Raw genomic sequence first — 26,652 nt, 5'->3', positions numbered from 1 at the left:
CTTTGACCCGCATGCATAATATCGCCAAAATGCGCTGACTCAAAAACGGGGACCCGCGATGTCGCGCCAGTGCGTCAGCGCGCGCCGCGCGTGCATCCCCGCGGACCATTGCCTTCCATCGCGCCACGCGGCGCCTCGATAGTCATGAACAAGCCGGTCCTGCCTCTGACGTACGAACAGCTCGATCACTGGATCGAATCGCTGCAACCCGCGTTGCTCGCCGAGCGTTTCTCGATGGCGCTCGGGATTCTGCGCGGCGGCGCGCCGCTCGCGCTGATGGTGTCGCACGCGGTCGGCGCGCCGGTCGCGTTCCTGCGCTACGATCGCCAGACGCGCGCGGTCGCATGGGATTCGACGCTGCCGGTCCCGCCCGCCGGATCGAAAGTGCTGTTGTGCGAGGACATCGCGGGACGCGGTTTTACGCTCGTCGATTGCATCGCGTTTCTGCAGGCGCACGGGCTCGAAGTCAAAACCCTGACCGCCGCGGTCGATGATCTGAGCCGCGCACAGCCCGACTACGCGATCGATGCGCGCGGCTACTTCGCCCTCTTTCCATGGGAGCGCCAGGCGTACACCGAGCGCTACCGCGACGACTGGGCGCGCGTCGAAGCCGGCGCCGCGCCCGCGACGGCCAACGACCACGAGTACGCGGCCTACGCGATCGACCTCGACGGCATCCTGCTGCCCGACGTACCACTCGCGCGCTACGATGAGGACCTCGCCGCCGCGCTCGCCGAGCGCGACGCGCTGCTGCCGTTCGAGGTGCTGCCCGGCATCGACCTGCAGCAGGTGCGCACGATCATCACGGGCCGCCCGGAGATGGATCGCGCGCGCACCGAAGCCTGGCTCGCGCGACACGGCTTCGCTCACATGCAGTTGGCGATGCGCACGCCCGGCCGGCACGACGACAGCCCCGCCGGCGCGGCCGCGCACAAGGCGAGCGCGGCGCTGCGCGCGGGTGTCACGCACTTCGTCGAAAGCGATCCGGTGCAGGCGCTGCTGATCGCGCAGCAAGCGCCGCTGCTGCGCGTGATCTGGTGGGATGCGCTGACGCGCACGGGGATTTTGGTGAGCGCAAGGGCGTGGAGTTGAGCGCAACGTTCCTTGTGGGCGCAGCGCCCGAACACCGCCGCTACCTGTCCTTCGCCTCGCGCAACTGCAAATGCCGCGCGGCCCGCTGCGACGCGACGACGATCAGCTTCATCGTCGCGCGCGTCGCGCCGACGAACAGCTTGCGCGCGCTGCGTTCGTCGAACGCGTCGAAGTCGATCTCGGTGAAGATCACGCACGGCGCCGCCTGCCCCTTGAAGCGGTAGATCGACTCGAACAGCACGTCGCCTTCACGATACTCCGGGTTGCCGAACAGATCGTATTTGCCGGTGAAACTGCGCAGCCGATGCGGACCGAGCTGATCGAGCGCGCTCATCGCCGAGCCCTCGCGGCCGCGGAACGACAGCACCGCGATGTCCTGCTTGCGAAAACCGAGCGATAGCGCTTGCGTGATGGCGCGCTTGGTTGCGTCGATACTGCTTTCGGCGCCCTGCGCTTCGTCGTAGACCGACACCGAAACCTCGGAGCCGTCGAACGGACTGCCCGACGTAAGTGCCGCGGCCAGCGGCACCGGCGCGCCCAGCACGTCGCGCAGATAATCGAGGATGTCGCGAGGACTGCGGTAATTGGTGGTTTCTCTCAGCGTGGTCCAGCCGGGCAACGAGACCGGCTCACGCATGTACAGATTCTGCAGTGGGTCTTCGAGCCACCACCACGCGGCGCCCGGCCGCAGCAGCCGCTCGAGCGCGGCAACCCATGGCTGCTGGAAATCCTGCCCTTCGTCGACGATCAGTACGTCGAATTGCCAGCGCGGTTCGATCGGCGTGTCGGCGAATACGGCCTCCAGTTGATCGAACACCTGCGCCGACCGGAAATCGGGCGCGCGGCCCGCGTCGCGCGCGATCCAGTCGCAAAGCTGGTGATAGTTCGCGACTTTTGCCTCCGGCGGCGCGACCCGCGCGATGTGATCGGCGAGCGGCCGGTTGAAGCACACGTACAACGGCCGCTCGCCGCGCGCGACCGCGTCCTTCATCACCTGCACCGCGAGTTGCGTCTTGCCGGAGCCCGCCGTGCCAATCACGCGCAAACGGAACGGCGCGAATTCGAGCCGCCGGGCCCATGTCGCAAGTCCGCCCGAAAGGCGCGTGACGAGCGTGCCCGCCTGCCCGACGAGCGCGCTCGTGTCGGGCGTCAACGCGAGTTCGTCGGCGAGAAAGTGGTGGATTTTCGCCGCGCAGGGAAGCCGCGGTTCATCGGCCGGCAGCGCTTCGCGGACGATCGCCGCGAGACGCTCGCGCCGCGTAGCGTCGACGATGCGCGCGGGATTCACGCCGGCGATCGCCGCATCCTTGACGATGTGATCGGGACAGTACAGCAGTTCCTCGATGAAATAGGCGCCCGCGCCGAACGCCGCGGTAAAACGCCGGTGCAGACTCTCGATCGTATGCGCGAGCGCGATCGCGACGTTTCGCTCGGTTTGCAGATACACCTTGACGAGCCCCTTCGGCGTTTCGCGCAGAAAGCCGGTCTTCTGCTCGATGATCAGCAGGCGCCCGGCGGGACTCACGATCACGAAATCGGCCTCGCCGAACACGGAGAAGTTCTGGTTCAGGCGCGTCCAATGCACGCCGTGGTAGACGGTGTAGTCGGCGGGCAGTGCCTTTTCGAGCAGCGCGAGCGTTTCACGTTCGCGCGCCGCCGCGCCGGTCGCTTCGAGGCTCTTCCAGTCGTCGGGAACAATGCGGGCCATGCGATGCCTCAATGAGTTGGGATGCGTGTTTTCAGCGGGCAATCCGGAGTGCGGTCATTGTACGCAACGCAATGTCGGCCGGGCGGCCCGTCGCGCAAAGGCGCGCACATCGTGTATCGTTACTGGCTGAACGCCGCGCATGCCGCGCGGCTTGCCAACCGTAAGAGAAAAGGATTTACCGGATGATTACGATCTGGGGACGCGCCAATTCGGTCAACGTCCAGAAGGTCTTGTGGTGCTGCGACGAACTCGTGCTGCCATTCGATCGCATCGACGCGGGCCTGCAATTCGGCCGCAACAACGAACCCGCCTATCTCGCGATGAACCCGACCGGCAAGATCCCGACGCTGGTCGACGACGACTTCGTGCTGTGGGAATCCAACTCGATCCTGCGCTATCTGGCGATGCAATACGGCGAATCGAGCCTGCTGTATCCGGCCGGCCCGAAACTGCGCGCGAGCATCGACCGCTGGCTGGACTGGTCGCTGTCGACGCTGCAGCCAGTGGAACGTCCCGTGTTCTGGGCCCTCGTGCGCACGCCCGAGGCCGAGCGCGACGCCGCCAAACTCGCCGCCGACGCGAAGGCGGTCACCGTCCTGTGGCGCCTGCTCGACACGCATCTGCAGGGCCGCTTCTTTCTCGAAGGCGACAAGTTCACGCTCGCCGATATCGTGATCGGCGCGTACGCGAAGCGCTGGTTCGGCCTCGACGGTTTGCAGCGGCCGCCGCTGCCGAATCTGGAGCGCTGGTATTCGCGTCTCACGACGCGTTCCGGGTTCAAGAAGTATGTGGATTTCCCGTTGACCTGAGCATGGCGCGGGTCGGCTGAAACAGTTCAGGTATGCGCGCGACCTGCAAACTCTTCAACCTTGCTCGCGGGGCCCGACACGATCAGCAGATCCCCCGGCACAACAACCGTGTCAGGCCCCGCGTGCTGGAACTCTTCGCCAGCGCGCCTGACGGCCATGACCATGACACCGAACGCCTCCAGAACGCCGCAATCTGCAAGCGGACGGTTGTGTGTCGGCGCCGGGGCATGAATCGTGGCGACGGCAAATCCTTCGCCGAATTCAATGTAGTCCACGATTCGGCCTGCGATCAGGTGAGCGATCCGTTCACCCATTTCCGCTTCCGGATAAACCACGTGATGCGCGCCGATGCGCTGGGCAATCTGGCCGTGTTCCGCGGTCACCGCCTTCAGCCAGATGTCCTTGATCTGAAGTTCCGTTAGGGCCATCAAGGTCATCAGGCTCGCCGAAAGGTCGCTTCCAATGCCCACGATCGCATGAGGGAAGTCCGCAACACCCAATTGGCGCAGGGTATTCACGTTGGTCGAATCGGCCTGGACGGCATGCGTCAAGCGGTCCGCCCATAACTGCACCTGCTGCTCGTCCCGGTCGATTCCCATCACGTCATGGCCAAGCCGAAGCAGCGACTGGGCCACGGCACAGCCGAACCGCCCCAAACCGATGACGACCACACTGTCGCCTTTCGAAAAAGAGAGCGAAATCTTGAACAGGTCAGCCAACAATTGGATGCTCCTCCGGATAGCTATATTGCGCACGCCGCTCAACCAGCATTAACGACGTCGCAAAGGTAATGGTTCCAACCCGGCCGACGTACATCAGCGTGATGATCACGAACTGTGCCGGCGCAGGCAAATCACCCGTGATACCCGTTGACAGACCGACCGTACTGAACGCCGAAACAACTTCGAAGATGACCTGATCGGTAGGAAAATCGGTGATGTGCAAAATGATCAGTGTGCCGAGCGTGATCATCACGCCACCCAGCGCCACCACGGTAATCGCTTGCCGCTGCGCCGACACGCTGACACGGCGCCCAAACGCTTCGATATCGCCACGCCCGCGGATCTCTGCGATCACCAGCAAGGCCAGAATGGCGATGGTGCCGATCTTGACACCCCCTGCCGTCCCCGCGCTGCCCCCGCCAACGAACATCAGGAAGAAATGCAGGGCCCAACTGTCATGACGCATTGCGCCGATGTCGAGCGAGTTGAAACCCGCCGTGCGCGCGGATACCGAGGCGAACGCTGCCGAAAGGAGCTTCTCTCCGAACGGCATCGGACCCAGGGTTTGCGGATTGGTCCATTCGAACAGCAGCAACGCAAGAAATCCGCCGAGCAGCAGCACCCCCGTGACCACTAAAGTGAGCCTGGTGTGCAATGAAAGCCGACGGGCACCCCGAAGTTTTTCCCGCAGATCGTACAGAACCGGAAACCCGATTCCGCCGACGACAATCGCGACCATCACCGGTACCAGCATCGACGCGTCGGCGGCATAGCGCATCAGACTGTCCGGGTGAATTGAAAAGCCCGCGTTGTTGAACGCGGAGACCGCATGGAACCATCCACTCCATGCGGCCTCGCCCCATTGGATGTTGTACCCGAGATGAAGCCTGACCGTCAGCCAGAGTGCCGTGGTCAGTTGAGTGACGAGCGTCACGACGAGCACCAGGCGCGCCACGCTGCCGATGTCCCCGAGACGGAGCGTGTGCGTCTCGACCTGGGTGATCAGCTTCGCTCGCAGCGGCAAGGACCGGTTGACCATGAGTCCCAGCAAGGTGGCTGCGGTCATCATGCCGAAACCGCCAATCTGAAACAGGCCGAGGATGACCCACTGTCCAAAGCTTGACCAGTAGGTGCCCGTATCGACAACGACGAGTCCAGTCACGCAGACCGCGGAGGTAGCGGTAAAAAAAGCGCTCAGCCACGGCGCTGCCTCACCTTTGGCCTGCGACAAGGGCAACCTCAAAAGGAGCGTCCCTGCGGCAATCGCAAAGAGAAAAGCTAAGGCTACTGCCCGCGATGGGTGAAGCAGTTGTCTCATCGAGATCCCATCAAACACATTCAGAGACTGACTGACAAAGAATAGGCATTTTTTGCCAGTAAAGACCCTATTTTTCGTTTGTTGTCAGTTGTAAGCCAAATCTGGGCAATCCCGATTCTCTCGACGCTTCGACCGGCGCGGCACTTGCATCCCCCTGCCTCTATAATCGACGCATGAAAACCGCCAAGCCCGCCGCGACCGGCCGTTCGGTCGCTCCCACACCTGCCGCCCCCGCCGCCTATGCACACGATCATCGAGCGCATCACGATGTGCACGAGCCGTCGCACGCACATGGCCCGTCGCAGGAAGCGGCTCTCGCACTCGCCGAGGAATATTGCCGCGAACGCGGCGAAAAACTCACGCCGATCCGGCGCAAGGTGCTCGAACTGCTGCTGAACTCGGGACGCGCGACCAAGGCCTATTCGCTGCTCGACGAAATGCGCCAGATCCACGCCGGCTCGGCGCCGCCGACCGTCTATCGCGCGTTGGATTTTTTACTGTCGGTGGGGCTCGTGCATCGGATCGAATCGATCAATGCGTTCACGGTCTGCCATGATCTGACGCAATGCCAGCACGGCATTCTCGTCGTATGCCAGCAATGTGGCAGCGTCACCGAATTGCATCAACCGAAGCTGCGTCAGGCCCTCGTCGCGCAGATCGAGGAGGCGGGCTATCGGCTCGCGAGCGACGAAATCGAATTGAAGGGATTGTGTGCCGCCTGTCAGGCGGCCAAAGCGGCCAGCACGGCCGCGCTGGTGGCCGCGGCGAAATAGCGGCGCGCCACATTGGGTGCGCAACGCTGTGTGACGCGCTGCCAAGCGTCGATGGCCGTGCGCTGCTTCGAGAAACGACATCCCCCGCCGCGCGCCGGCCTGCTCTGTCTAAAACCCGCTCCCACGAGAGCCGCTGCGAAGCTGCGAAGCGTCGATCAACCCGCCGCGCGGGCGTCGATCGCGTCGTGCAGCAGCGTCACGAGCGCTTCGGGTAACGCGGGCTTGGTCATGAAATGCTGGAAGCCTTCGCCGATGCTGCGCAGGCGGTATGCGTCGTCGGTATGGCCGGTGAGCGCCACTGCCACCGAGGGGGAATGACCGCCGCAAATCTCGTGGTCGCGCAGCCGCTGGATCAGATAGAAGCCATCCATGGCCGGCAAGTCGAGGTCGCAGACGACCGCGTCGGGAAGCAACCGCATCGCCGCGACGACGCCCTCTTCCGCATCGGCGACCGCGCAAACCTTCGCGCCTTCCGCCTCGAGTAACAAGGTCAACGATTCCCGGCTGTCCGGGTCGTCCTCCACCAGCACGATCGTGGCCTGATCGAGCCTCATTGCTGCGTTCATCGTATGTTGTTGCTCTGAAAAACCGGTTAGGCCGTCCGAGGGGGCGGAGGTTTCACTTTGTATTTCACTTTGCTGGTTGCCGCCGATTCGCGCGGCCACGGTGTTGCTGTCCATGATTCCGACCCGATTTCGCACGCCGAGTTGCAGACAGGTCCGCGCTTGTAAAACATTGCGCCACATCTTCCCGAGTACAACGCTTGCGCACGGTAACGCGCCAAAATTGCACGTCGATGAAAAAACGGCGCTCGACGCACACCGCGATTTAGCTGCTCAGTGTCCGCAGTTTTTCCGCGGCTCGCCGATCGCCGGCACCCGATATTCCGGCGCGGTTCGTACGAACCCCGTTCGTACGGCCTTCGCCGCCCGGTATCGATTCTGCCCTTCGTATTGTTTGCACAACGCGGCGCTGCCGTTCGTTTTGCGTCGCTCGCATCCGACGACACTGCAAGCACGTCGCGTGCCTCATTGCAGCGGTTCGCGTCACGTAAAGAAGGGCTCGGTCGCGGTTGCCGATGTCGCGCGATGAACGGCGCTGGCCTGCTAACCGGTGGTGTCGCGGCGCTATCATCGTGGGCGCCCATGCGCGCCTACCGATGCCCCCTCATCTCAACCCGAGGTCAACCGACACCATGTCCGCCACATCGCCCGCGCTTTCCGCCGCGACGCTCGACATCCTTCGTCACGTCAGCACCGCCACGCTGACCACGCAGCTATTCAAGCGCGGTCTGCGCAACACCTTCATGCAGGGCGTCGCGCCGCTCGGTCCGCGGCGCGGCGCGAATCTGGTCGGGCCGGCGTTCACGCTGCGCAACATCCCATCGCGCGAAGACATCGACGTACTGGAACTATTCGCGGACCCTGAGTACGCGCAACGCAAATGCGTCGAGACCATTGCGCCGGGCCACGTGCTCGTGCAGGATTGCCGCGGCGAGCGCGGCAGCGCGTCGTTCGGTTCGATTCTGTCGCTTCGTTTGCAGGTGCGCGGTGTTGCCGGGATGGTGTCCGACGGCCCGGTGCGCGACAGCGCGACGATCGCCGCGCTCGACATGCCGGTGTTTTGCGCCGGCGCGAGCGCGCCGCCCAATCTGATCCGCCATCATGCGGTCGATATCAACGTGCCGATCGGCTGTGGTGGAGTCGCGGTGTTTCCGGGCGACGTGATCGTCGGCGATGCGGATGGAGTTGTGGTAATTCCGCTGAAGATGGCCGACGACGTCGCGCAAGCCGCCGCCGGACAGGAACAGCTCGAGGCGTTTCTCACCGAGAGGATTCGTGCCGGCGCCGCGCTGCCCGGCACCTATCCGCCGAACGACGAGACGAAGGCGGCGTTCGACGAGTGGAAGAAAAATCGCAAAAGCTAGGGCCTTTTCAAAGGACGCGGCGACCGGTGCGCCACACCGGGCGCCAGTTCAATCGCCCTTGCCGGGCCCGATGCCCTGCACCAGCAACGCCACCGCGTGCCGCGCAATCTCCGCGCCGCCGATACTGTGGCGCAACGGATCGTTGCGCCACAGCTTCGAGGTGGCAAGCGGCAGAATCGTCATGCCGAGCAGCGTGACGAACACGAGCGCGGGTTCGAGCGATGCATTCAGGCGCCCCTCCTTCTGCCAGCGCGCGATCGCCAGCAGCGACGCCTTCTGATGCGCGAAACCAAAGCGCTCATGCATGCGCTGGCGCAGCAGCCCGCCGTCGCTGATCACTTCGCGCACCCACAGCGACGCGAACCACGGGTTGTCGCTCGCGATCTGCACGAGCCGCTCCGTGAGTTGCGTGATTGCCGCGACCGGATCGTCGGGATTCTCCTGAAACGGCAGCCCGAGGCTCGCGCGCAACGGTACGAAACACTCGTCGATCAGCACGTCGAGCAGTTGATCGCGCGTCTTGAAGTAGTAGTGCACCATCGCGGGCGTGACGCCGGCCTCGCGGGCGATCTCACCCAGCGATGTCTCGACGATGCCCTGCCTCGCGAACAGCGTCAGCGCGGCGTCGAGCAAGCGCGCACGCTGCGCGGGACCGCGCGCGGCGCCCGACGGCCGGCCGGGGCGGCGGGCGGCCGATCCAGCCGGTGCGCTGCTGCCGATATTCGCGGCATGAATATCCGTTGGCGCTGCCGTGAGTTTGGGCTTCGACGCGTCGCGCTCTTTCGCGGCAATTCGCGCGGGCGGCCCCGTATCTGCCACGGCATTGTGCGCCGCGGCGTCGTCAGGCGAGATCCTTGTCATTGCATTGAATTTGACGTGAGAGGCGATGTCACATATATTAATCTCTCAGTTAATTAATTTCAACGCGTTGCCGCCATGGAACAACCCGCTACGACCCTGTCAGTCGACCCCGCGCCCGCGGCCGAGCATCCGCCGATCCGGCTGCTGTTTCCGGCGCTGCTGCTGGTCATGCTGCTCGCCGCCCTGGACCAGACGATTGTCTCGACCGCGCTCCCGACCATCGTCGGCGAACTGGGCGGGCTCAATAACCTGTCGTGGGTCGTGACCGCCTACCTGCTCAGTTCGACCATCGTCGTGCCGCTGTACGGCAAGTTCGGCGATCTGTTCGGCCGCAAGATCGTGCTGCAGACGGCGATCGTCATCTTTCTCGTCGGCTCGGCGCTGTGTGGCATCGCGCAGAACATGAGCCAGCTGATCGTGCTGCGCGCGCTGCAAGGGCTCGGCGGCGGCGGCCTGCTCGTCGTGACGATGGCGGCGATCGCCGACGTGATTCCGCCCGCTGAGCGTGGCCGCTACCAGGGCGTGTTCGGCGGCATCTTCGGTCTTGCCACCGTCATCGGTCCGCTGCTCGGCGGCTTTCTGGTCGAGCGTCTGACGTGGCGCTGGATCTTCTACATCAACCTGCCGCTCGGCATCGTGTCGCTCATCGTGATCGGCGCGGTGTTCAAGCCGCACGTGCGCCACGTGAAGCACACGATCGATTACATGGGTGCCGCGTTTCTCGCCGGCGCGCTGACCTGCATCATCCTGTTCACGAGTCAGGGCGGCACGATCCTGCCGTGGTCGTCGCCGCAACTGTGGTTCACGCTCGGCATGGGCCTCGCAGCGATCTGGGGATTCATTCACGAAGAACGCAGCGCGGTCGAACCGATCATGCCGCTCGGACTGTTCAAACAGCGCACGTTTCTGATCAGCAGCCTCGTGAGCTTCATCATCGGCGTATCGCTGTTCGGCTCCGTGACGTTCATTCCGCTCTATCTGCAGGTCGTGAAGGGCTCGACGCCGACGCAAGCCGGCATGCAGATGCTGCCGATGATGGGCGGCCTGTTCATCCTGTCGATGGTGACGGGCCGCGTGATCAGCAAGATCGGCAAGTACCGGCTGTTCCCGATCATGGGCACGTTCCTCGTCTCCGTGGCGATGCTGCTGCTCGCGCGCCTGCAGATCGATACGCCGATTCATGTGATGTATCTGTACATGGGTCTGCTCGGCTGCGGCCTCGGCATGGTGATGCAGGTGCTGGTCCTCGCGGTCCAGAACACCGTAGAGTTCAAGCATATGGGTGTGGCGACGTCGGGCGTCACGCTGTTTCGCTCGATCGGCGGCTCGATCGGCGTGGCCGGTTTCGGCGCGGTGTTCTCGAACGGCCTCGCCGGACGCCTCGAAAAGCTGATCCCGCCCGACACCGAACTTCCGCAGGCATTGGGTCCCGCAGCGATTCATCAGCTGCCCGAAGCATTGCGCAACGACTATCTGCATGCGTTCGCGGGTGCGTTGCACACGGTGTATCTGTCGGCCGCATGCGTCGTGGTGCTCGCCTTCCTGCTCGCATGGCTGCTGAAGGATCATCCGTTGCGCAAGCACTGAGCGTACTTCGACGCCTGATCGGGAAGCTGATGCAAACGCGTACCGGCAGGCGCCAGATAGCAGGTCGATCACGAGGCCGCACGCACGACGCGTCGGCCTCGTTGTTTTTTTGTCGCGCTCGCTTCATGCAGCGCGATGCTTCCGGGTACCTTCCATTTGTCGTGAAACAACAAACACATACACTCGTTTCGAATGTATGGCCAGGGTTTCTTCATACCTCGAAATGAGCGGTAGCGCACACAATCCAGGGGCCAACCGCGTTGACGTTCCCCGTGAAACGCCACATATTGGAACCCGTGGAAACGCGGCCGCTGCCTACGTCTCCACGACTTCCGGCGCATGTGGATCGTGATTCCGCGGACAAGGCTCCTGCCTCTACACGATCCGAAGCATGCCTTTACGGCATCGTTTTCCAAAGGTGGGTCCACGGCATGTCCACCCAGACAGCAACCGGCCAAAGTTTCCCCACGCCCTGCAAACGCTGCGGTGGCGCACTGTACCGACAAGTCGACGCCTGCCCCTACTGTGGCGCTGCGCATCCGTTCGACCAGGACGATCCGCACATCCGCACCGGTATTCCAGGCAGCCGTGCGAGCGCCACGCACAAGCCCCTGCCCCGTTTCGACGACGAACTCGGCAGACGGGACGAGCCCGCCATCGCCGCTGCCGCGATGGCGTCCGAACCCCTGTTGCAGACCGGGCCGGTCATGCACACGGCGCTCGTGTCGACCGACACCACTATCCCACCTTACGAAGATCCGATGTATGCGCCGCCCAACACTGCGCAGACGATTTGGCGCGTGCTGTACGTGATCGGCGCGGTTGTCGCAATCGGCCTGACGTATGTCGCTTATACGCTATTCAGCGACGGCGGCGAATCGGAGGATCAAGGCGTGGAGCAGATTACGCCGGATGCCAGAACAACGACCGGCATGATCGCGCCGCTTGTGTCCGCCCCGGTGATTGCTCAAGCACAGACCATGCACCCGCCGGCCGCGGCCAAGCCTGCGCCACCGCCCGTGACCGCACTGGCGGCGAAGCCCGCGCCCGTCGTGCCCGCGGCTCCTGTCATTCCAGCGACACCAGCCGCGCCGCCTGCCGCGCCGCCGATGGCCGCGACGCCCATGCGGCCCGCGCCGCAATTCCACGACGCCGGACAAGCATTGCAGGTCGCGAAGACAGCGTTCCGCGCGAACGATCTGTCCGCCGCCCAAGCCGCTCTCGCCGCCGCGCAAACGTTACAACCCGGAAACAGCGACGCGCAGGGTCTGGCCGATCAGATGCGGCCGCTCGTCCAGCGTCGCGATACTGCGCTACAGGCCGCGCAGGCCTGCGTCGCGCAGCAGTCGTGGCCGTGCGCGCGTCAGCACGCGAACGAGGCGCTCGCGATCGACAGCGGCAACGACGCGGCGAAAGTGATCCTCGAGCGCGTCATTCGCGAGACCGGCTGGACGCCGCTGACTCCGCCGCATGCGGCGACGACGGATGCCGCGCCGGGCGCGCCGCTCGCGCAAGCGCAAACGCAGGCACCGCTGCCCGTCGGCATGCAAGCGCACGGCGAACCGGTCGTGACTGCAACGAACGTCGGCGTCGTGAGAACCGCGACGCCGCGGAGCAACTAGCGCTCACGCGCGACGCAACGGTCCGAACCGGGTCCCGGAGACGCAAACTGCTGCGCCGTCGCGCAAAAACATTGCTTCGCATACCAGATCAAATGGCCGCCGTCTGTGCCGATTCGCACATTATCGTGCGTCCTCTGAGCGGAAACAGACGGAGCGACCCTGGCAGCAGTTTGAACATGACAGGGCAACCGGATCACTGGTGCTTCCACGCGCCACGCGTGAAGCGGGATCAACCTGACCGATAGGTAGAAAGATCATGCTGAAGAGACTTCTCGCGGGCTGGCTGGGCCTGGTGGTACTGGTCGTATGTTCGCTGGCCGGCGCGGAACCGGCGCACTACAAGATCGTCACCGGGCCGGAGCGCGGCACATATATCCAGATCGGCAATGACCTGTCGAAATGGGTGGCCCAGCCGGTTGGCATCGACCTCGAAGTGGTGGCGTCGAAAGGCTCGGCCGAAAACGTGCAGCGCATGCGTTTCGAGCCCGGCGTGAAGCTAGCGCTCGTGCAGTCCGACGTGTACCAGGCGTTCATCGACATGGCCAACTCGGGCAACCCCGATGCGGGCACGACGATCCGGCCGCTGCGACTGATCATGCCGCTCTACGACGAGGAAATTAACGTCGTCGTACGGGCGGATTCGCCGCTGAAAACGCTCGCCGACATCAAGGACAAGACCATCAGCGTCGGCCTGCTAGGCAGCGGCACCGCGCAGTCGGCGACGACGCTCTACCGCCTGATGTTCGGCCAGCCGATTCCGGAGCAGAACGTCGTGCATCTGAGCAACGAGGACGCGCTCGCCGCGCTGATCGTGAAGAAGATCGATGTCGCGATCATCGTGGTCGGGCAGCCGGCGAAGCTGTTCAACGACATGAAACCCGACCTGCTGTCACAGTTGCGTCTGTTGCCCGTCGATCCCAACGCGCCGGAGACGAACCGCGCGAAGCAGACCTACTTTCCGACTACGATCCACCAAAGCAGCTACCCAGGCTGGCTGAAGGAAGACGTGCCGGGTCTGACCGTCAAAGCGTTTCTGGTCACCTACGATTACGGCTTGCGCGACACAGTCAGCAATCTGAATCATTTCGCCGACTCGTTGTGCGCGAACTTCGACAATCTGCAGGAGCATGGCCATCCGAAATGGAAACAGGTGAAGCTCGAATTGCCGACGCTCGTTCGTGGGTGGAAGTACTACACTCCGGTCGAGAAGCATCTGCGCGCGTGTCTCGCGAACCGCAGCGCGGCGATGAGCGCGGCGGCCGCGCAACCTGCGCCGAAACCGCACACGCCTTGCTCGGAAGAAGAACGGATGCTTCTGCTGTGCAAATAACGCTGTAGCGGGGACCGCGAACGCCTGCTTCGCCTGAGTTCGTCTCAGACCCGCTCGCGCCCCGCGCCGGCCGACACCGTGCACGCTTGCATCGCCCGTTGCAATGCCTCGTACACCTTCGGGCGATTGCATTGCGACACGTTGAAACGCAGAAAGCCCGCCGCCGCTTGCGACGCGCTGAACACGTTGCCCGGCGCGAACACGACGCCCGCCGTCAGCGCATGACGGGCGATGTCGGCGGCATCGAGCGCCCCGGGCAAGCGCGCCCACACGAACAGGCCCGCGCGCGGCCGTGTCCAGATATCGAGGCCCGCATAGCCGAGACGCCTGATCGTCTCTCCCATCGCATCGGCCAGCTTCGCGCGCATCGCCTCGAGATGACGCCGATAAGTACCGTCGACGAGCATCCGATGCACGACGCTCGCCGCGAGCTGACCATTGCCGAACGATGTCGCGAGCTTCAGATCGATCAACGGCTCGACCCATTCGGCGCGTGCCGCAATATAGCCGCAGCGCACCGCCGCCGACAGCGTCTTCGAAAAGCTGCCGATCGACACGACGCGCGCTAGGCCGTCGAATGCGGCAAGGCGCGGCGCGGCTTCGTCTTCGAAGTCCGCGAAGATGTCGTCCTCGACGATCAGCAGATCGTGCTCGCCGGCGAGCTTCAGCAGCCGGTGCGCGACGGCCGGCGCGAGCGTCGCGCCGGTCGGATTGTGGATCGCCGAGTTCGTCACGTAGAGCCGCGGACGCTGCTCGACCAGAACGCGCTCGAACGCCGCGAGATCCGGTCCCTGCGGCGTGTACGGCACGCTCGCGATCCGCACGCGATGCGCGCGCAACAACGCCTGAAAATTGAAATAGCAAGGATCGTCGATCAGCACCGTGTCGCCGGGTTCGAGCAGGAAGCGGCACACGAGATCGAGCGCATGGGTGCCGCCGTCGGTCAGCAGGATCTGCTCGGGCGGCGCATCGACCCCGTGCGCGGAAAGCCGCCACGCAAGCTGCTGACGCAGCGCGGGCAAGCCCGCCGGGCTCGCGTAATCCGCGAGCAGCGATTGCGGATCACGGGCAACCGCGCGCAGCGCGCGCCGCACGCCATCTTCCGGCAACCACGAAGCCGGCATCCAGCCGCAGCCGGGCTTCAGCGCTTTCGAGCCGGTCTCCAGCGACTGCCGCGTGAGCCACAGCGGATCGACCTCGCGATCGAGCCGCGGCCCGAGATCGGCGAGCGCGAGCGGCGGCGCATGGCCCGACACGAAGAAGCCCGAGCCGCGCCGCGCGATGATCACCCCTTCCGCAACGAGACGGTCGTAGCCTTCCACCACGGTCGACTTGGACACGCCGAGCGTGTCGGTCATCGCGCGGATCGATGGCACGCGGGCGCCCGGCATCAGCGAGCGGCTCGCGATACGCTCCCGCAGATTGTTCATCACGAGGCCGACACGCGTGCCCGGCACCGTCTCGTTGTTCTCGCTTTCCGCCATCTGTACTGCTCCCATGTTCGGTACAGTTTGGACAAACTGTACTGATCTGTAGCTTAACGTTTACGGCCGCGGCGCGCATCATGAGACTCTTTCAGCGCAGGGACGTTTGCCATGGACAAAACCACCAACGGCTGGCTCAGCGGTTTCGCGGGCGTGCTGATTTTCAGCGGCTCGCTGCCGGCCACGCGGCTTGCCGTGCAGGGCCTCGATCCGGTGTTTCTGACCGTGGCGCGCGCGACGATCGCGGGCATCCTTGGACTGCTGCTGTTGCTGGTGTTCCGCGAGACGCGCCCGGAGCGGCGCGATCTGCTGCCGCTCGTCGTGGTCGCGCTCGGCGTCGTGGTCGGCTTTCCTTTGCTGACCGCGCTCGCGCTGCGTCATGTGAGCGCCGCGCATGCGGTCGTGTTCATCGGCCTGCTGCCGCTCGCCACCGCGATCTTCGCCGTGTTGCGCGGCGGCGAGCGGCCGCAGCCGGCGTTCTGGCTGTTCTCGGCGCTCGGCAGCGCGGCGGTGGCCGCGTTCGCGCTGCGTCACGGCATCGACGCCTCGCCGCTCGGCGACGCGCTGATGCTCGCGGCGATCGTCGTGTGCGGGCTGGGCTACGCGGAAGGCGCGCGGTTGTCGCGTCATCTCGGCGGCTGGCAGGTGATTTCGTGGGCGCTCGTGCTGTCGCTGCCGTTGATGCTGCCGCTCGCATGGTGGACGCGGCCCGTGTCGTTCGACGGTGTCGGCGCCGCCGCGCTGTGGGGACTCGCGTACGTGTCGCTGTTCAGCATGCTGATCGGCTTCGTGTTCTGGTATCGCGGGCTCGCGCTCGGCGGCATCGCGGCGGTCGGCCAACTGCAGCTGCTGCAGCCGTTTTTCGGGCTGCTGCTCGCCGGCGTGCTGCTGCACGAGCAGGTACCGCCATCGATGATCATCGTCACCGTGATCGTGGTCGCCTGCGTGGCTGGCGCACGGCATTTTTCACGCGCCGCGCCGGTGCGGCGCCCGGCCTGACGCGGCTCGACCGTCGCACGGCGAACAGACTTTTTCAGGATCGAATTGCGCGAGCCGTGGATCGATCTGTCATCATTTCGCAGATTGGCACAACCGGCGCCCCGCGCCGCGTTCCGCCGTGGCCCGAGCGACTGCGCGCAAACCGGTGAGCTTCATGAACCGAGCGTCGCTGACGGCTCATCGCCGCGCGACGCCGCGCTCGCCCAATCGCTCGAATTCGAGATCGGCGCGATCCGGCGCGTGTATGAACTCGCGCGCTCGCCGGCCTTCGCGCGCGCCGCCGAGCGCATGGCGAACGCCGATGCGGTCTACATCCTCGGCATCCAATCGACGCGCGGCATCAGCAACGCGTTCTACAGCTATCTCGAATACATCCGCCCGCGCGTGTTCTATTCGGACGGCATGTCGGGTTCCTACGTCGATTCGCTGAACTCGGCGGTCGTCGAACGGCGTGGACCGGCTATCGACGAACGCGTGGCGCGTAATCGCGAGCTGCAGAGCGAGTTCGATCAATTCGATCTTTGACCCGCTTCAAATCCGCCCCGGCGACAGGCATAGTGAAGACTTCCGCCAAACTGCGCCCGCCACGACAGGACCCCGCATGAGTTCACCCCGCCCTCCGCTCGACGCCCCGCTGATCCGCGACGCCAGCGAAGCCGACCTCCCCGCGATCCAGGCGATCTACGCGCATCACGTGCTGACCGGTGTAGCGTCGTTCGAAGAAACCCCGCCGTCCGTCGACGATCTGCGCGCGCGGCTCGCAAGCGTGCGCAGCCACGGACTGCCATATATGGTCGCGGAGATCGACGGCGACGTGGCCGGCTATTGCTATGCGACGCCGTATCGCCCGCGCGCCGCCTATCGCAACACGATCGAAGACTCGATCTACGTCAACGACGCGTATCGCGGACGCGGCATCGGACGCGTGCTGCTGCAGGCGCTGATCGAACGTTGCGAGACCGGACCGTGGCGTCAGATGATCGCGGTGATCGCCGATGGCGGCAGCGGCGGCTCACTGTCGTTGCACGCGCAACTCGGCTTCGAGCTGACCGGCACGTTGAAGGCTGTGGGCTACAAGCACGGCCGCTGGCTCGACACGACGCTGATGCAACGCCCGCTCGGCCGCGGCGCATCGACTGGGCCCGACGACGATTCAAACGCAGCGGGCGACGCCGAACGCAAAACCTAACGCACGCGCGGCAAACGCGTGAACAAGGTCGGATAGTCGATCACGAGACCATCGCTATCCACGCGCAAATTGGCGGTGAACTCGCGAAAAATGCCTTCGTAGCGGTACTCGCCATTCAACTCGATGCACGTGTAGGCCTGCTCGGCGCGCGTGACCTGCAAGTCCGGCGTCGAGATATACGCGACTTCGATCGGTTGACGTTCGCCTTGCGCCAGTTGCAGCCGACGGATCGGCAACGTATTGGTGTACGGCGTCGCCGCGATATCGATGTCGATACAGCCTTCGATCGCGCTGAGCGCGAGGCCGTGCCCGTCGTGCCAGTGGCCGTCGCCATCGCCATGCAGCTCCAGCTCGCCGCCGCCGACGACCTTCAGCCGCGCGTAGCGCGTGCGCCAGCGCGCGTCGCAGCGCACCGCGTAATGCAGCCCGTACGCCTTGCCGTAGCGCTGCCCGACCACGACGCTTTCAACGGCGAAGCCATCGTCGCGCGCATCGAATACCAGATGTTCGATGCCGTCGCCCTCTTCCGAAGCCCATCGTAATTCACGCATCGGCGTCTCCTCGCCAAACGGCGCAGGAAAGCGCGCCGGGCTCTCATCGTAACGCGAAAGCCCGCGCGCGAGGCAATCCCAACCCAGATCTGGCACCGCTGGCGAGACCAGCGCCTGCGATGCATCAAAATGAAGCATCCAAAAAAAAGCTGCGCACGTAATGTGCGCAGCTTTGCGAGACTGACGACGCGAAAAAAACGCGTCGATGTGGCGGCAAAACAACGCGCCGCCACGTATTCAGTAACTGTTTAGAACTTGTGGATGATACCCACGCCAACCGCGGTCTGGCTGCGCGACGAGGACGGCGAACCGTTCTGGCCGTCACCGATGCTTGCCACTGCGTTGATGATGGACTTGCCGTTGCCCGACAGCGTCTGGCCGCTAGCGCGCTGATACGCTTCGAGTGCGTACAGGCCGGTGCGCTTGGACAGCGAGTAGTACTGCGACAGGTTGAACTGGCTGTAGCTAGCCGTGCTCTGAATGCCGTTCGACGACGTTGCACGGGTGTAGCTATAGCCAGCGGCCAGGTCCAGCACCGAGATCGGCTTCCAGTGCAGCACTGCGCCACCGGTATTCCAGATCTGCGTGTCGTGGAACAGCGAAGCCTGGCCCGCAGCGTATTGAACGTTCGAGTATGCGAACGAAACGTCCCACTGCGAGTTGAACGCGTAACCACCCGTCACCGCAATGCGCTGCTGCTTCGCTGCGGTCTGGAAGCCGTTGTTGATTGCCGAGACGGACGGCTGAGCGCCGTTGTTCGACGCCGTGGAATTCCACGCGGGGGTGCCAACGGTCGCCGCGTTGTCAATGCGCTGGATACCTGCCGCGAGACCGATCGGGCCGTTCAGGTACTGTGCCGCAACGCTCCAGGTTTGGCCGGCTGCGAAGCTGCCCGCGTTGCCGCCCAGTGCGTACGAACCGCTAACCGTCAGACCGGCAAAGCTCGGCGACGTATAAACCAGTTGGTTGTTCACCCGGAACGTCGTATCCAGCGAGTCGATATCACCCGGATGCGCACCGTATGCACCGGTCAGCCACGTGGTCGGGCTATACGGCGAGAGCAGCGTGTAGTACGAGGTGTACCCGCGGCCTGCCGTGACCGTACCGAACTGAGCGTTCGTCAGACCGACCCATGCCTGGCGGTTGAATGCCAGACCCGACACACTTTGCGCGCCAGTTGCGCTGTTAAAGCCTTCTTCCAACTGGAAAATCGTCTTCGTGCCGCCACCCAGATCTTCCGAGCCCTTCAAACCGAAACGGCTGCCTGCCCAGATGCCGTTGATCATCTTGACTTGCGAGTTGCCAGCGACGGTCTGCGGTTTCGCCGCCGTGGTCAGCGACGCCGAGCTGTTCTGCCAACCCAGGCCCGTATCGACGATACCGTAAAGCGTCACGCTGCTTTGCGCATGTGCGCCCAGGGCGACCAACCCCAAGGCCGAAGCTAAGAGAGTCTTTTTCATTTTTACTCCTCTGTTAAAAACTTTCTAATGCGGCCTATGCGAGCGCCGCTGAGTGTGGGTAAGACGTTTTATTTGGATCAGAACACCGGATGGCCGTTGATGATGCTCGGCAACCAGGTCGAGAACCACGGGACATAGGTGACAATATTGATGGCCGAGAAGATAGCGAGGTAATACGGCCAAGCCACCTTAGTAGTTTCCCCTATCGACACATTGCCAATTGCGCAACCAATGAACTGCACCGAGCCAATCGGCGGATGCACGAGACCCAATGCGCAGTTCAGCAGAATCATGATGCCGAACTGAACCGGGCCCACCCCGTTGTGCATGGCCATCGGCAGGAACAGCGGGGTTGTGATCAGGATGTGCGCCGCCATGTCGACGAACGTACCGAGGAACACCTGAATCACGTTGATGTACAACAACATCAGCCACGGCAGCGAGGTCGCGCCGTCGAGCATGCGCTCGATCGCCTCCGGGATCTCCAGATAGGCCATCTGGTAGCGCAGCATGTTCGACACACCGATCAGCAGCAGCACCACGCCGGTCGTTTTCGCGGCCTTGCCGAGCGCATGGCCGAGCTTCTTCATCGACAGCGAGCGATACACGACGATGGTCAATATCAGCGAATAACCCACGGCGATTGCGGCCGCCTCCGTCGCGGTGGCGATACCGCGCGCCACGCAGAACAGAATGATCGCGATGACCATCAGACCCGGCACCGCGCCGACGAACGTGCGCAGCACCGCCATCCAGCCCGGGAAACGCTGCAGTTCGGTCGAACCGTCGGGACGGCGCGGATAGCCGAACTTGACGGCCTGCCAGTAAGCGGCGATCAGCACGAGGCCCATCACCCACAGCACCGGCAATAGACCCGAGAACAGCAGATCGCCGATCGACACGCCGCTCATCTGCTTGCCGTTCAGCACGCCGCTCACGCCTTGCGCGGCGAACGCGTAGATGATCATGTTGGTCGACGTCGGCATCAGCGCGCCGGCGAGCGACGAGTGCGTGGTCACGTTGACCGCGTATGCGGCGCTATAACCTTCGCGCTTCATCAGCGGGATCACGACGCCGCCCATGGCCGACGTATCCGCGGTCGGCGAGCCCGACACGCCGCCGAACAGCGTACAGGCGACCACGTTGGCCATGCCGAGGCCACCACGGAAATGGCCGACCGTGGCCTGCGCGAAACGCAGGATCCGGTCAGCGATGCCGCCGTGGAGCATCAGCTCGCCGGAGAAGATGAAGAACGGGACCGCGAGGAACGAGAAACCGTTCATGCCCGAGATCATCGACTGCATCGCGGTCGCGGTCGGCAAGCCTTCGAACAGGTACGTCAGAACGCAGGACAGGCCCAACGCGAATGAAACCGGAACCCCGAGGAAGAGGAAGATGAGAAAACTGGCGGTAAGAAGGGCAAGTTCCATGATGGTTCTACTTTTATTCCGTGGCGGAGAGTTCGAGCGCCGGCTCTTCCCGTTTCCCCGCGAAGAGCTCGAGCAGATGCTCGATCGAGAACAACGCGATGCACACACTCGCGAAGATCGGGATGCAGTAGCGCACGCCTTCCGGCACGCCGATGATCGGGATGCGGTCGCCCATCGTGGTTTGCGCCATCTCGAGGCAACCGACGAAAACCGCCACCGCGAAAGCGACCAGACACAGGTGCTGAATCCCTTTCGCGATCACCTGGCCTTTCTCGGGCAATTTCTTGACGAGCGAGTCGAGTCCGATGTGACCGCCCTCGCGAACCTTCAGCGCGGCGCCGAACATCGCGATCAGGATCACCAGCAGCAATGCGATGGGCTCAACGAAATCGGGCGCGTCGCTAAACACGTAGCGCATCACCACGCTATAAATCACGAGCAGGCAAAGCACGGCGAGGCTAAGCGACGCCACGACCAGCAGCACGCGAAAAAGAAAATCATTTGGGCGTTTCAGGAAACTCATGACCCTGTCCTTGCTTACGACCGACCTATGCTTGAGATTCAGCCGTCCCGATGCGACACGATCCGCACGCGCGCGCGAAATCGCGCGGCGGAAGGTCTCGCGAGTTTCCTCGCGGGACCATTCACGCCGCTGTTGCGACAAGCGTTGCTATTGCTGATTGCGTCCGGGACGCGTGACTTACTTGATTGCTTCGATCTCGTCGACGATCTGCTTCATTTGCGGGGTCTTTTCGTACTTCGCCCACACAGGCTGCATCACCTTCACGAAAGCCGCGCGGTCGATCTGCGAAGCCGCGATGACCGTTGCGCCACCCTTCGTGACGGCCTTCTGTGCGTCGGCTTCGCGCGCGGTCCACAGCTTCTCGTAGTAAGGCACCGAGTCGGCCGCGGCCTTCTTGATGATCTGCTGCTCTTGCGGCGACAGCGTGTCCCACACCTTCTTCGAGAACACCAGCACTTCCGGCGTCATCGAATGCTGGGTTTCCGAGTAGATCTGAGCGACTTCGAAGTGCTTGGTTTCTTCGTACGACGGCAGGTTGTTTTCGGCGCCGTCGACGAGGCCGGTCTTCAGGCCCGTATAGACCTCCGAGAACGGCATCGGGGTCGGCGTGCCGCCCATTGCCTTGATTTCGTCGACCATCAGGTCGGACGGCTGCACGCGGACCTTCAGCCCCTTCATGTCAGCCGGCGATTTGATCGCCTTCTTCGCGTACATCGAGCGTGCGCCACTCTCGTAGAACGTCAGTGCGATCATGCCCTTCGCGGTGAAGGCGTCGAGGATCTTCTGGCCTTCCGGACCGTACATGACCTTGCGGAAATGGTCGACGTCGCGGAACAGGAACGGCAGCGACGGGATCATCGATTCCGGCACGATTTCGTTGAACGCAGCACCGTTGGCACGGGCCATGTCGAGCGCGCCGATACGGACCTGGTCGATCGTGTCGTTTTCCGAACCGAGCGCGCTGTTGCCGAACACCTTCACGGAGTCCTTGCCGCCGGTCGCCTTGCTGATCTCCTCGCCCATGTACTTCACGGCCATGTTGGTCGGGAAGGTGTCGCCGTGCACATCGGCGACGCGGAACACGCGCGCTTCAGCCGACATCGTGCTGAACGCCAACGCCGCGGCCGCGACGATCATCGAAACATGGGAAGAGGCAAACTTCTTGTTCATCGTGACATTCCTTGAAAAATAGACCATCCCAGCAACAGCGGATGTGACATGGTTTTGACGCGTCTCCGGCTTCACGCTCACTGCCTTCGCAGGTGCGGGCGTTGGCCGTACTGGCTGTGCGACTTCCCCGGCACAGTTGACCCAGCACTCCAGTCGACAACTCGACTACTTACTTCAATCACGCCGGCCGGCTTCGGACATGCATGCCGCATCGACCGCGGCGGCACGAATGCCTTGAAACCCACCGAATTGCACTGTCACACCAACACAGAAAGCCATTTGTTTGGGCTTATATGTTGTACGACAACATACGAAGTCTATAAAAGGGGTTTTATCTTGTACAGACGGTATTTACCCGCATCAAGAAAAGCGCCGGTACGGATGACCGGCGTGGCATGTCACAAGGTCCCGCGCCGTCCGGCATTGGATGGGGACGGAATCGGTACAGTCTGCGGAGCTGTGGTATTTTTGCTGAAGAAATACGTGGCGGCGTGGTCTTCACACAACACGTTGTACGACGAGTGACAAATAAAGGGCCACACGATTGGTCCTGAAAAATGAAAACGCCGGGAGAAAAACTTCGTCCCGGCGCATGCTTCATGCAAGCAACGTTACAGTTGCCCTGCGAATTCTGGTTCAGGCAGCCCGCTCACGCCGGGCCGCAGCGCGAACACGTGGCCGTCGTGCTCGCTCGCGCCGTTGGCGGGACGAATCGAGGTGACGAACAGCGTATCGAGATCGCGGCCGCCGAACGCGCACATGGCAGGCTTGATGGCCGGCACCGGAACCTGCCGGTCAAGCTTGCCCTGCGGCGTAAACCGCAGCAGCAGACCGGCGTCGTTCGCGCAGATCCAGTAGCAGCCGTCGGCATCGACCGCCGCGCCGTCCGGACGGCCCGAATAGTGATGCAGGTCGGCGAACACGCGGCGGTTGCGCGGCTCACCGCTGTCGACGTCGTAGTCGAAAGCCCAGATCAGCCGGCGCAGCGGATGCGAGTCGGACAGATACATCGTCGTGCCGTCCGGCGACCAGCCCAGGCCGTTCTGCGTGATCAGCGAAGCGACGACCGGCGCTGACAGCACGCCCTTCTCGTCGAAGCGGTACAGCGCGCCGCCCGGGATCGCCGCGGCCATGTCCATCACCATCGTGCCGGCCCAGAAACGCCCTTGCCGGTCGCAGCGGCCGTCGTTGAAACGCATTCCGCCGTGCGGGAATTCAGGCGCCGCGAGCTTGCGCAGCGACGCTGTCAGCGGCTCGCCGCTCGCCGCTTTCGACGCGTCCGCGAGCGTGAGCGCGAACAACCCGGTCTCGCAGCCGGCGAGCACGGTGCCGGCGTGATCGAACGCGATGCAGGCAACCTGCTCCGGCAGCAGCCATTCGCTGCGCTGGCCCGTCGCGAGCGAACCGCGCACGATCTTTTTCGCCGGAATGTCGACCCAGTACAGCGCCTGCTCGGCCGCGCGCCAGACCGGGCTTTCACCGGTGGCCGCGGGCAACCGACCGGCCGCTTCGAAGCGCTCCACTTGCGGATTCGCGCTCATTGCTTAGGCTCCCGCTTCGGCTCCATCGGACCGGCTAGCACGAACGGGCCGCCCTGGTACAGCTGGGTCGGGTCATCGAAGCGCGTGTCGGGGGCGCTCGGTGGGAACAGGTGTTCGAACTGCGCCGAGCTGTCTTGCGGACGGTAGCCGAGAAACGCGGCGTTCGTGTTGTCGACCCACGAGATGCGGTTATTCGACACGCCGTAGACGATCGCGTGACCGACGCGGTTCGTGAACAGCGAGCAGCGCACGAGCTCGATGAAATCGCGGTAGCTCAGATACGTGATGAGCATGCGCGCGGTCTTCGGCTGCTCGAACGACGAGCCGATCCGCAAACACACGGTCTCGAGACCGAAGCGGTCGAAGTAGTAGCGCGACAACGATTCGCCGAAACACTTCGTCACGCCGTACATGCCGTCCGGACGCAGCGGCACTTCGGTATCGATAACCGACGTCACCGGATGGAAACCCACCGCGTGATTCGAGCTCGCGTAGATGATGCGCTTCACGCCATGCTTTTGCGCCGACGAGTACACGTTGTAGAGGCCGCGGATGTTCGCTTCGAGCAGGTCTTCGAACGGCGCTTCGACGGAGATGCCGCCGAGATGCACCACCGCGTCCACGCCTTCGAGCAGCGCGTGCACGGCTGCTTCATCGGCGAGATTGACGACGGCCGCTTCCTCGTGCGCGGCGACTTCGCCGAGCGCAGCGATATCGGACACGCGCACGATGTCGGCCCATTGCGCGAGCGCGGGACGCAGTTGCTTGCCGAGGTTGCCCGCGGCGCCCGTGAGCAGCAGACGGCGGAAGGGTTTCTTTGCCGCGGAGCGGTCAACGTTCAAATCGGTCATGTCTCTTGGATGTTGTGATTGCGATCGGGTCTTCTGAACGGAAAAGCGAGCGCCGGCTGGACCGGCGCTCGCCTGAGTATTGACGGAGCACGGTGCCTGCTCAGGTCACCGGCGCCGGGTTGAACAGCGTCAACGCATTGTGCAGTCCGAGCTTCTCCGCGCAGGTTTCCTTGCGGCCGCTCGCGACTTCGAGCATCAGGCGGAACAGTTCCCAGCCCACCTCCTCGATGCTGGACTGGCCGGTCGCGATCGTGCCGGCGTTGATGTCCATCAGATCGTGCCAGCGACGCGCGAGGTCCGAACGCGTCGCGACCTTGATGACCGGTACTTCGGCGAGGCTGTACGGCGTGCCGCGGCCGGTCGTGAACACGTGCAGCGTGATGCCCGAGGCGACCTGCAGCGTGCCGCAGATGAAGTCGCTGGCCGGCGTGGCCGCGTAGATCAGGCCCTTCTGATTGACCTTCTCACCCGGCGACAGCACGCCGGAGATCGCCGAGTTGCCCGACTTGATGATCGAGCCCATCGCCTTTTCGACGATGTTCGAGAGGCCGCCCTTTTTGTTGCCGGGCGTCGTGTTCGCGCTGCGGTCCGCGCCGCCGCGCTTCAGGTAATCGTCGTACCACTGCATCTCGCGGATGATCGCCTGTGCGACGTCCGCATTGGCCGCGCGCGCGGTCAGTTGATCGACGCCGTCGCGCACTTCGGTGACTTCCGAGAACATCACGGTCGCGCCGGCGCGCACCAGCAGGTCCGTTGCGAATCCGACGGCCGGGTTCGCGGTCAGGCCCGAGAACGCGTCGCTACCGCCGCACTGCACGCCGATCACCAGATCCGACGCCGGACAGGTTTCGCGACGGCGGTTGTTCAGGCGCTTCAGATGCCCTTCGGCCATCCTCATGATCGACGTGATCATCGACTGGAAGCCGACGTGCGATTCGTCCTGCAACACCACGACGTCGCCGTTCTGGTCTAGCGCGACATCACCGATGTCCGCGACGTCGTCGACGACCGCCGCCGCCGCGATCGGAATCGTTCCCGGCGGCATCAGACGCTCGGGCTGCAGCTTCTCGCAGCCGAGGCTCACCATCATCACTTCGCCGCCGAAGTTCGGGTTCAGCGCGATGTTGCGCACGGTGCGGATCGGCACCATCGCGTCGGGCGCGTCGATCGCGACGCCGCAGCCGTAGGTGTGACCGAGGCTGACGACATCGTCGACATTCGGGTATTTCGGCAGCAGCTCGGCCTTGATGCGCGTGACCGCGTGTTGCACGACGTCGGCGACGCACTGCACGGTGGTCGTGATCGCGAGGATGTTGCGCGTGCCCACCGAGCCGTCCGAGTTACGGTAGCCCTCGAACGTATAGCCTTCGAGCGGCGGCATGTCCGGCGCTTTGGTGGTGGCGATCGGCAGGTCTTCGAGTCCCGGCGGGCTCGGCATGCGGATCACGTGTTCGTTGATCCAGCTGCCCTTCGGCAGCGGCTTCAGCGCATAACCGATCACGACGTTATAGCGGATGACCTCGTCGCCCTCGGCGAGATCGGCCACCGCGACCTTGTGGCCCTGCGGCACACGCTCGCGCAGCCTGAGGCCATCGGCAAATACCGCGCCCTCGCCCAGACCGCCGTCGTTGACGACGATCGCGACATTGTCATTGGGATGAACGCGGATGTAGAGCGGAGTTTGTTCCATTGATCGATCCTTGAG

The 26,652-nt window shown here is 63.9% G+C and carries 24 protein-coding genes and 1 pseudogene; 11 read left to right on the top strand and 14 right to left on the bottom strand.

Annotation, left to right across the window (positions count from 1 at the left end; translation table 11 throughout):
- Positions 1–144 precede the first annotated feature (144 nt).
- Positions 145–1,092, top strand: a complete 948-nt coding sequence (locus HWY30_RS10250) for a phosphoribosyltransferase (RefSeq protein ID WP_090806046.1) — start codon at positions 145–147, stop codon at positions 1,090–1,092.
- 40 nt (positions 1,093–1,132) lie between these two features.
- Here HWY30_RS10250 and HWY30_RS10245 read toward each other — a convergent pair whose 3' ends face one another.
- Positions 1,133–2,800 carry an ATP-binding domain-containing protein gene (locus HWY30_RS10245; protein ID WP_090806048.1) on the bottom strand — a complete coding sequence of 556 codons (1,668 nt, stop codon included), beginning with the start codon at positions 2,798–2,800 and terminating at the stop codon, positions 1,133–1,135.
- A 182-nt stretch (positions 2,801–2,982) separates the two neighbouring features.
- Here HWY30_RS10245 and HWY30_RS10240 point away from each other — a divergent pair, with 182 nt between their 5' ends.
- Positions 2,983–3,609 carry a glutathione S-transferase family protein gene (locus HWY30_RS10240; protein ID WP_090806050.1) on the top strand — a complete coding sequence of 209 codons (627 nt, stop codon included), beginning with the start codon at positions 2,983–2,985 and terminating at the stop codon, positions 3,607–3,609.
- Between the two features lie 26 nt (positions 3,610–3,635).
- Here the strand turns inward: HWY30_RS10240 and HWY30_RS10235 are convergent, their stop codons facing one another.
- A complete protein-coding gene (locus HWY30_RS10235) occupies positions 3,636–4,331 on the bottom strand; it encodes a potassium channel family protein (RefSeq protein ID WP_244144861.1) in 696 nt (231 codons plus the stop codon).
- Positions 4,321–5,562 carry a TrkH family potassium uptake protein gene (locus HWY30_RS10230; protein WP_244144860.1) on the bottom strand — a complete coding sequence of 414 codons (1,242 nt, stop codon included), beginning with the start codon at positions 5,560–5,562 and terminating at the stop codon, positions 4,321–4,323. Before HWY30_RS10230 ends, HWY30_RS10235 begins: the two co-directional genes overlap by 11 nt.
- A gap of 260 nt (positions 5,563–5,822) precedes the next feature.
- Here HWY30_RS10230 and HWY30_RS10225 point away from each other — a divergent pair, with 260 nt between their 5' ends.
- On the top strand, positions 5,823–6,422 hold the full coding sequence (locus tag HWY30_RS10225) for a Fur family transcriptional regulator (RefSeq protein WP_090806056.1): 600 nt from the start codon (positions 5,823–5,825) through the stop codon (positions 6,420–6,422).
- A gap of 155 nt (positions 6,423–6,577) precedes the next feature.
- On the opposite strand, the gene HWY30_RS10220 is transcribed toward HWY30_RS10225, so the two are convergent.
- Positions 6,578–7,102, bottom strand: coding sequence for a response regulator (locus tag HWY30_RS10220; RefSeq protein ID WP_090806057.1), 525 nt, complete (start codon positions 7,100–7,102; stop codon positions 6,578–6,580).
- 106 nt (positions 7,103–7,208) lie between these two features.
- Here HWY30_RS10220 and HWY30_RS10215 point away from each other — a divergent pair, with 106 nt between their 5' ends.
- Both HWY30_RS10215 and HWY30_RS10210 read left to right on the top strand, forming a co-directional pair.
- Positions 7,209–7,514 carry a hypothetical protein gene (locus HWY30_RS10215; protein WP_143037193.1) on the top strand — a complete coding sequence of 102 codons (306 nt, stop codon included), beginning with the start codon at positions 7,209–7,211 and terminating at the stop codon, positions 7,512–7,514.
- A gap of 103 nt (positions 7,515–7,617) precedes the next feature.
- On the top strand, positions 7,618–8,349 hold the full coding sequence (locus tag HWY30_RS10210) for a ribonuclease activity regulator RraA (protein WP_090806059.1): 732 nt from the start codon (positions 7,618–7,620) through the stop codon (positions 8,347–8,349).
- 48 nt (positions 8,350–8,397) lie between these two features.
- Here HWY30_RS10210 and HWY30_RS10205 read toward each other — a convergent pair whose 3' ends face one another.
- The gene (locus HWY30_RS10205; RefSeq protein ID WP_090806061.1) at positions 8,398–9,210 is read right to left on the bottom strand and encodes a TetR/AcrR family transcriptional regulator; all 813 of its coding nucleotides are present in this window, start codon (positions 9,208–9,210) and stop codon (positions 8,398–8,400) included.
- Positions 9,211–9,285: 75 nt separating this feature from the next.
- Here HWY30_RS10205 and HWY30_RS10200 point away from each other — a divergent pair, with 75 nt between their 5' ends.
- The 3 genes from HWY30_RS10200 (at position 9,286) to HWY30_RS10190 (ending at position 13,749) form a co-directional block, all read left to right on the top strand.
- Positions 9,286–10,797 carry an MDR family MFS transporter gene (locus HWY30_RS10200; protein ID WP_090806063.1) on the top strand — a complete coding sequence of 504 codons (1,512 nt, stop codon included), beginning with the start codon at positions 9,286–9,288 and terminating at the stop codon, positions 10,795–10,797.
- Between the two features lie 431 nt (positions 10,798–11,228).
- Positions 11,229–12,419, top strand: coding sequence for a hypothetical protein (locus tag HWY30_RS10195; protein WP_090806065.1), 1,191 nt, complete (start codon positions 11,229–11,231; stop codon positions 12,417–12,419).
- Positions 12,420–12,675: 256 nt separating this feature from the next.
- A complete protein-coding gene (locus tag HWY30_RS10190; protein WP_090806067.1) occupies positions 12,676–13,749 on the top strand; it encodes a TAXI family TRAP transporter solute-binding subunit in 1,074 nt (357 codons plus the stop codon).
- A gap of 44 nt (positions 13,750–13,793) precedes the next feature.
- Here HWY30_RS10190 and HWY30_RS10185 read toward each other — a convergent pair whose 3' ends face one another.
- Positions 13,794–15,233, bottom strand: a complete 1,440-nt coding sequence (locus HWY30_RS10185; RefSeq protein ID WP_090806069.1) for an aminotransferase-like domain-containing protein — start codon at positions 15,231–15,233, stop codon at positions 13,794–13,796.
- 111 nt (positions 15,234–15,344) lie between these two features.
- On the opposite strand from HWY30_RS10185, the gene HWY30_RS10180 reads away from it, so the two are divergent.
- The 3 genes and pseudogenes from HWY30_RS10180 to HWY30_RS10170 all read left to right on the top strand — a co-directional run bounded on the left by HWY30_RS10180 (position 15,345) and on the right by HWY30_RS10170 (position 17,421).
- Complete coding sequence (locus HWY30_RS10180; protein ID WP_090806070.1) at positions 15,345–16,232, top strand: DMT family transporter; 888 nt, start codon at positions 15,345–15,347, stop codon at positions 16,230–16,232.
- Positions 16,233–16,388: 156 nt separating this feature from the next.
- A pseudogene (locus tag HWY30_RS10175) lies at positions 16,389–16,757 on the top strand (hypothetical protein); the annotation flags it as partial.
- Between the two features lie 76 nt (positions 16,758–16,833).
- Entirely contained in the window at positions 16,834–17,421 is a 588-nt protein-coding gene (locus HWY30_RS10170) for a GNAT family N-acetyltransferase (RefSeq protein WP_090806072.1), read from the top strand.
- Here the strand turns inward: HWY30_RS10170 and HWY30_RS10165 are convergent.
- The 8 genes from HWY30_RS10165 to garD all read right to left on the bottom strand — a co-directional run bounded on the left by HWY30_RS10165 (position 17,418) and on the right by garD (position 26,637).
- A complete protein-coding gene (locus tag HWY30_RS10165; RefSeq protein WP_090810069.1) occupies positions 17,418–17,972 on the bottom strand; it encodes a putative glycolipid-binding domain-containing protein in 555 nt (184 codons plus the stop codon). The two genes, HWY30_RS10170 and HWY30_RS10165, sit on opposite strands and share 4 nt — an antisense overlap.
- A 248-nt stretch (positions 17,973–18,220) precedes the next feature.
- Positions 18,221–19,432, bottom strand: a complete 1,212-nt coding sequence (locus HWY30_RS10160; RefSeq protein ID WP_090806074.1) for a porin — start codon at positions 19,430–19,432, stop codon at positions 18,221–18,223.
- Between the two features lie 77 nt (positions 19,433–19,509).
- Positions 19,510–20,862, bottom strand: a complete 1,353-nt coding sequence (locus HWY30_RS10155; RefSeq protein ID WP_090806076.1) for a TRAP transporter large permease — start codon at positions 20,860–20,862, stop codon at positions 19,510–19,512.
- 13 nt (positions 20,863–20,875) lie between these two features.
- Complete coding sequence (locus HWY30_RS10150; RefSeq protein WP_090810071.1) at positions 20,876–21,385, bottom strand: TRAP transporter small permease; 510 nt, start codon at positions 21,383–21,385, stop codon at positions 20,876–20,878.
- Between the two features lie 177 nt (positions 21,386–21,562).
- Positions 21,563–22,555 carry a TRAP transporter substrate-binding protein gene (locus HWY30_RS10145; protein WP_090806078.1) on the bottom strand — a complete coding sequence of 331 codons (993 nt, stop codon included), beginning with the start codon at positions 22,553–22,555 and terminating at the stop codon, positions 21,563–21,565.
- A 611-nt stretch (positions 22,556–23,166) separates the two neighbouring features.
- Complete coding sequence (locus tag HWY30_RS10140) at positions 23,167–24,096, bottom strand: SMP-30/gluconolactonase/LRE family protein (RefSeq protein WP_090806080.1); 930 nt, start codon at positions 24,094–24,096, stop codon at positions 23,167–23,169.
- Positions 24,093–24,947 carry an NAD-dependent epimerase/dehydratase family protein gene (locus HWY30_RS10135; RefSeq protein WP_090806082.1) on the bottom strand — a complete coding sequence of 285 codons (855 nt, stop codon included), beginning with the start codon at positions 24,945–24,947 and terminating at the stop codon, positions 24,093–24,095. Before HWY30_RS10135 ends, HWY30_RS10140 begins: the two co-directional genes overlap by 4 nt.
- Before the next feature lie 100 nt (positions 24,948–25,047).
- Positions 25,048–26,637, bottom strand: coding sequence for a galactarate dehydratase (gene garD / locus HWY30_RS10130; RefSeq protein ID WP_090806085.1), 1,590 nt, complete (start codon positions 26,635–26,637; stop codon positions 25,048–25,050).
- Positions 26,638–26,652: the final 15 nt, after the last annotated feature.

The sequence above is a fragment of the Paraburkholderia tuberum STM678 genome (assembly GCF_902833905.1).
Classification (GTDB): Bacteria; Pseudomonadota; Gammaproteobacteria; order Burkholderiales; family Burkholderiaceae; genus Paraburkholderia; species Paraburkholderia tuberum.
Note: the sequence above shows the minus strand (reverse complement) of the source record. Positions and strands in the feature narration are given on the sequence as shown.

Excerpts from the sequence above, each read along its gene's own strand:
- HWY30_RS10250 (WP_090806046.1), top strand. The coding sequence starts at position 145 with ATGAACAAGCCGGTCCTGCCTCTGACGTACGAACAGCTCGATCACTGG.
- HWY30_RS10210 (WP_090806059.1), top strand. The coding sequence starts at position 7,618 with ATGTCCGCCACATCGCCCGCGCTTTCCGCCGCGACGCTCGACATCCTT.
- HWY30_RS10225 (WP_090806056.1), top strand. The coding sequence starts at position 5,823 with ATGAAAACCGCCAAGCCCGCCGCGACCGGCCGTTCGGTCGCTCCCACA.
- HWY30_RS10150 (WP_090810071.1), bottom strand. The coding sequence starts at position 21,385 with ATGAGTTTCCTGAAACGCCCAAATGATTTTCTTTTTCGCGTGCTGCTG.
- HWY30_RS10145 (WP_090806078.1), bottom strand. The coding sequence starts at position 22,555 with ATGAACAAGAAGTTTGCCTCTTCCCATGTTTCGATGATCGTCGCGGCC.
- HWY30_RS10155 (WP_090806076.1), bottom strand. The coding sequence starts at position 20,862 with ATGGAACTTGCCCTTCTTACCGCCAGTTTTCTCATCTTCCTCTTCCTC.
- HWY30_RS10135 (WP_090806082.1), bottom strand. The coding sequence starts at position 24,947 with ATGACCGATTTGAACGTTGACCGCTCCGCGGCAAAGAAACCCTTCCGC.
- HWY30_RS10205 (WP_090806061.1), bottom strand. The coding sequence starts at position 9,210 with ATGACAAGGATCTCGCCTGACGACGCCGCGGCGCACAATGCCGTGGCA.
- HWY30_RS10220 (WP_090806057.1), bottom strand. The coding sequence starts at position 7,102 with ATGGACAGCAACACCGTGGCCGCGCGAATCGGCGGCAACCAGCAAAGT.
- garD (WP_090806085.1), bottom strand. The coding sequence starts at position 26,637 with ATGGAACAAACTCCGCTCTACATCCGCGTTCATCCCAATGACAATGTC.
- HWY30_RS10160 (WP_090806074.1), bottom strand. The coding sequence starts at position 19,432 with ATGAAAAAGACTCTCTTAGCTTCGGCCTTGGGGTTGGTCGCCCTGGGC.
- HWY30_RS10195 (WP_090806065.1), top strand. The coding sequence starts at position 11,229 with ATGTCCACCCAGACAGCAACCGGCCAAAGTTTCCCCACGCCCTGCAAA.
- HWY30_RS10190 (WP_090806067.1), top strand. The coding sequence starts at position 12,676 with ATGCTGAAGAGACTTCTCGCGGGCTGGCTGGGCCTGGTGGTACTGGTC.
- HWY30_RS10140 (WP_090806080.1), bottom strand. The coding sequence starts at position 24,096 with ATGAGCGCGAATCCGCAAGTGGAGCGCTTCGAAGCGGCCGGTCGGTTG.
- HWY30_RS10200 (WP_090806063.1), top strand. The coding sequence starts at position 9,286 with ATGGAACAACCCGCTACGACCCTGTCAGTCGACCCCGCGCCCGCGGCC.
- HWY30_RS10240 (WP_090806050.1), top strand. The coding sequence starts at position 2,983 with ATGATTACGATCTGGGGACGCGCCAATTCGGTCAACGTCCAGAAGGTC.
- HWY30_RS10165 (WP_090810069.1), bottom strand. The coding sequence starts at position 17,972 with ATGCGTGAATTACGATGGGCTTCGGAAGAGGGCGACGGCATCGAACAT.
- HWY30_RS10185 (WP_090806069.1), bottom strand. The coding sequence starts at position 15,233 with ATGGCGGAAAGCGAGAACAACGAGACGGTGCCGGGCACGCGTGTCGGC.
- HWY30_RS10245 (WP_090806048.1), bottom strand. The coding sequence starts at position 2,800 with ATGGCCCGCATTGTTCCCGACGACTGGAAGAGCCTCGAAGCGACCGGC.
- HWY30_RS10170 (WP_090806072.1), top strand. The coding sequence starts at position 16,834 with ATGAGTTCACCCCGCCCTCCGCTCGACGCCCCGCTGATCCGCGACGCC.
- HWY30_RS10180 (WP_090806070.1), top strand. The coding sequence starts at position 15,345 with ATGGACAAAACCACCAACGGCTGGCTCAGCGGTTTCGCGGGCGTGCTG.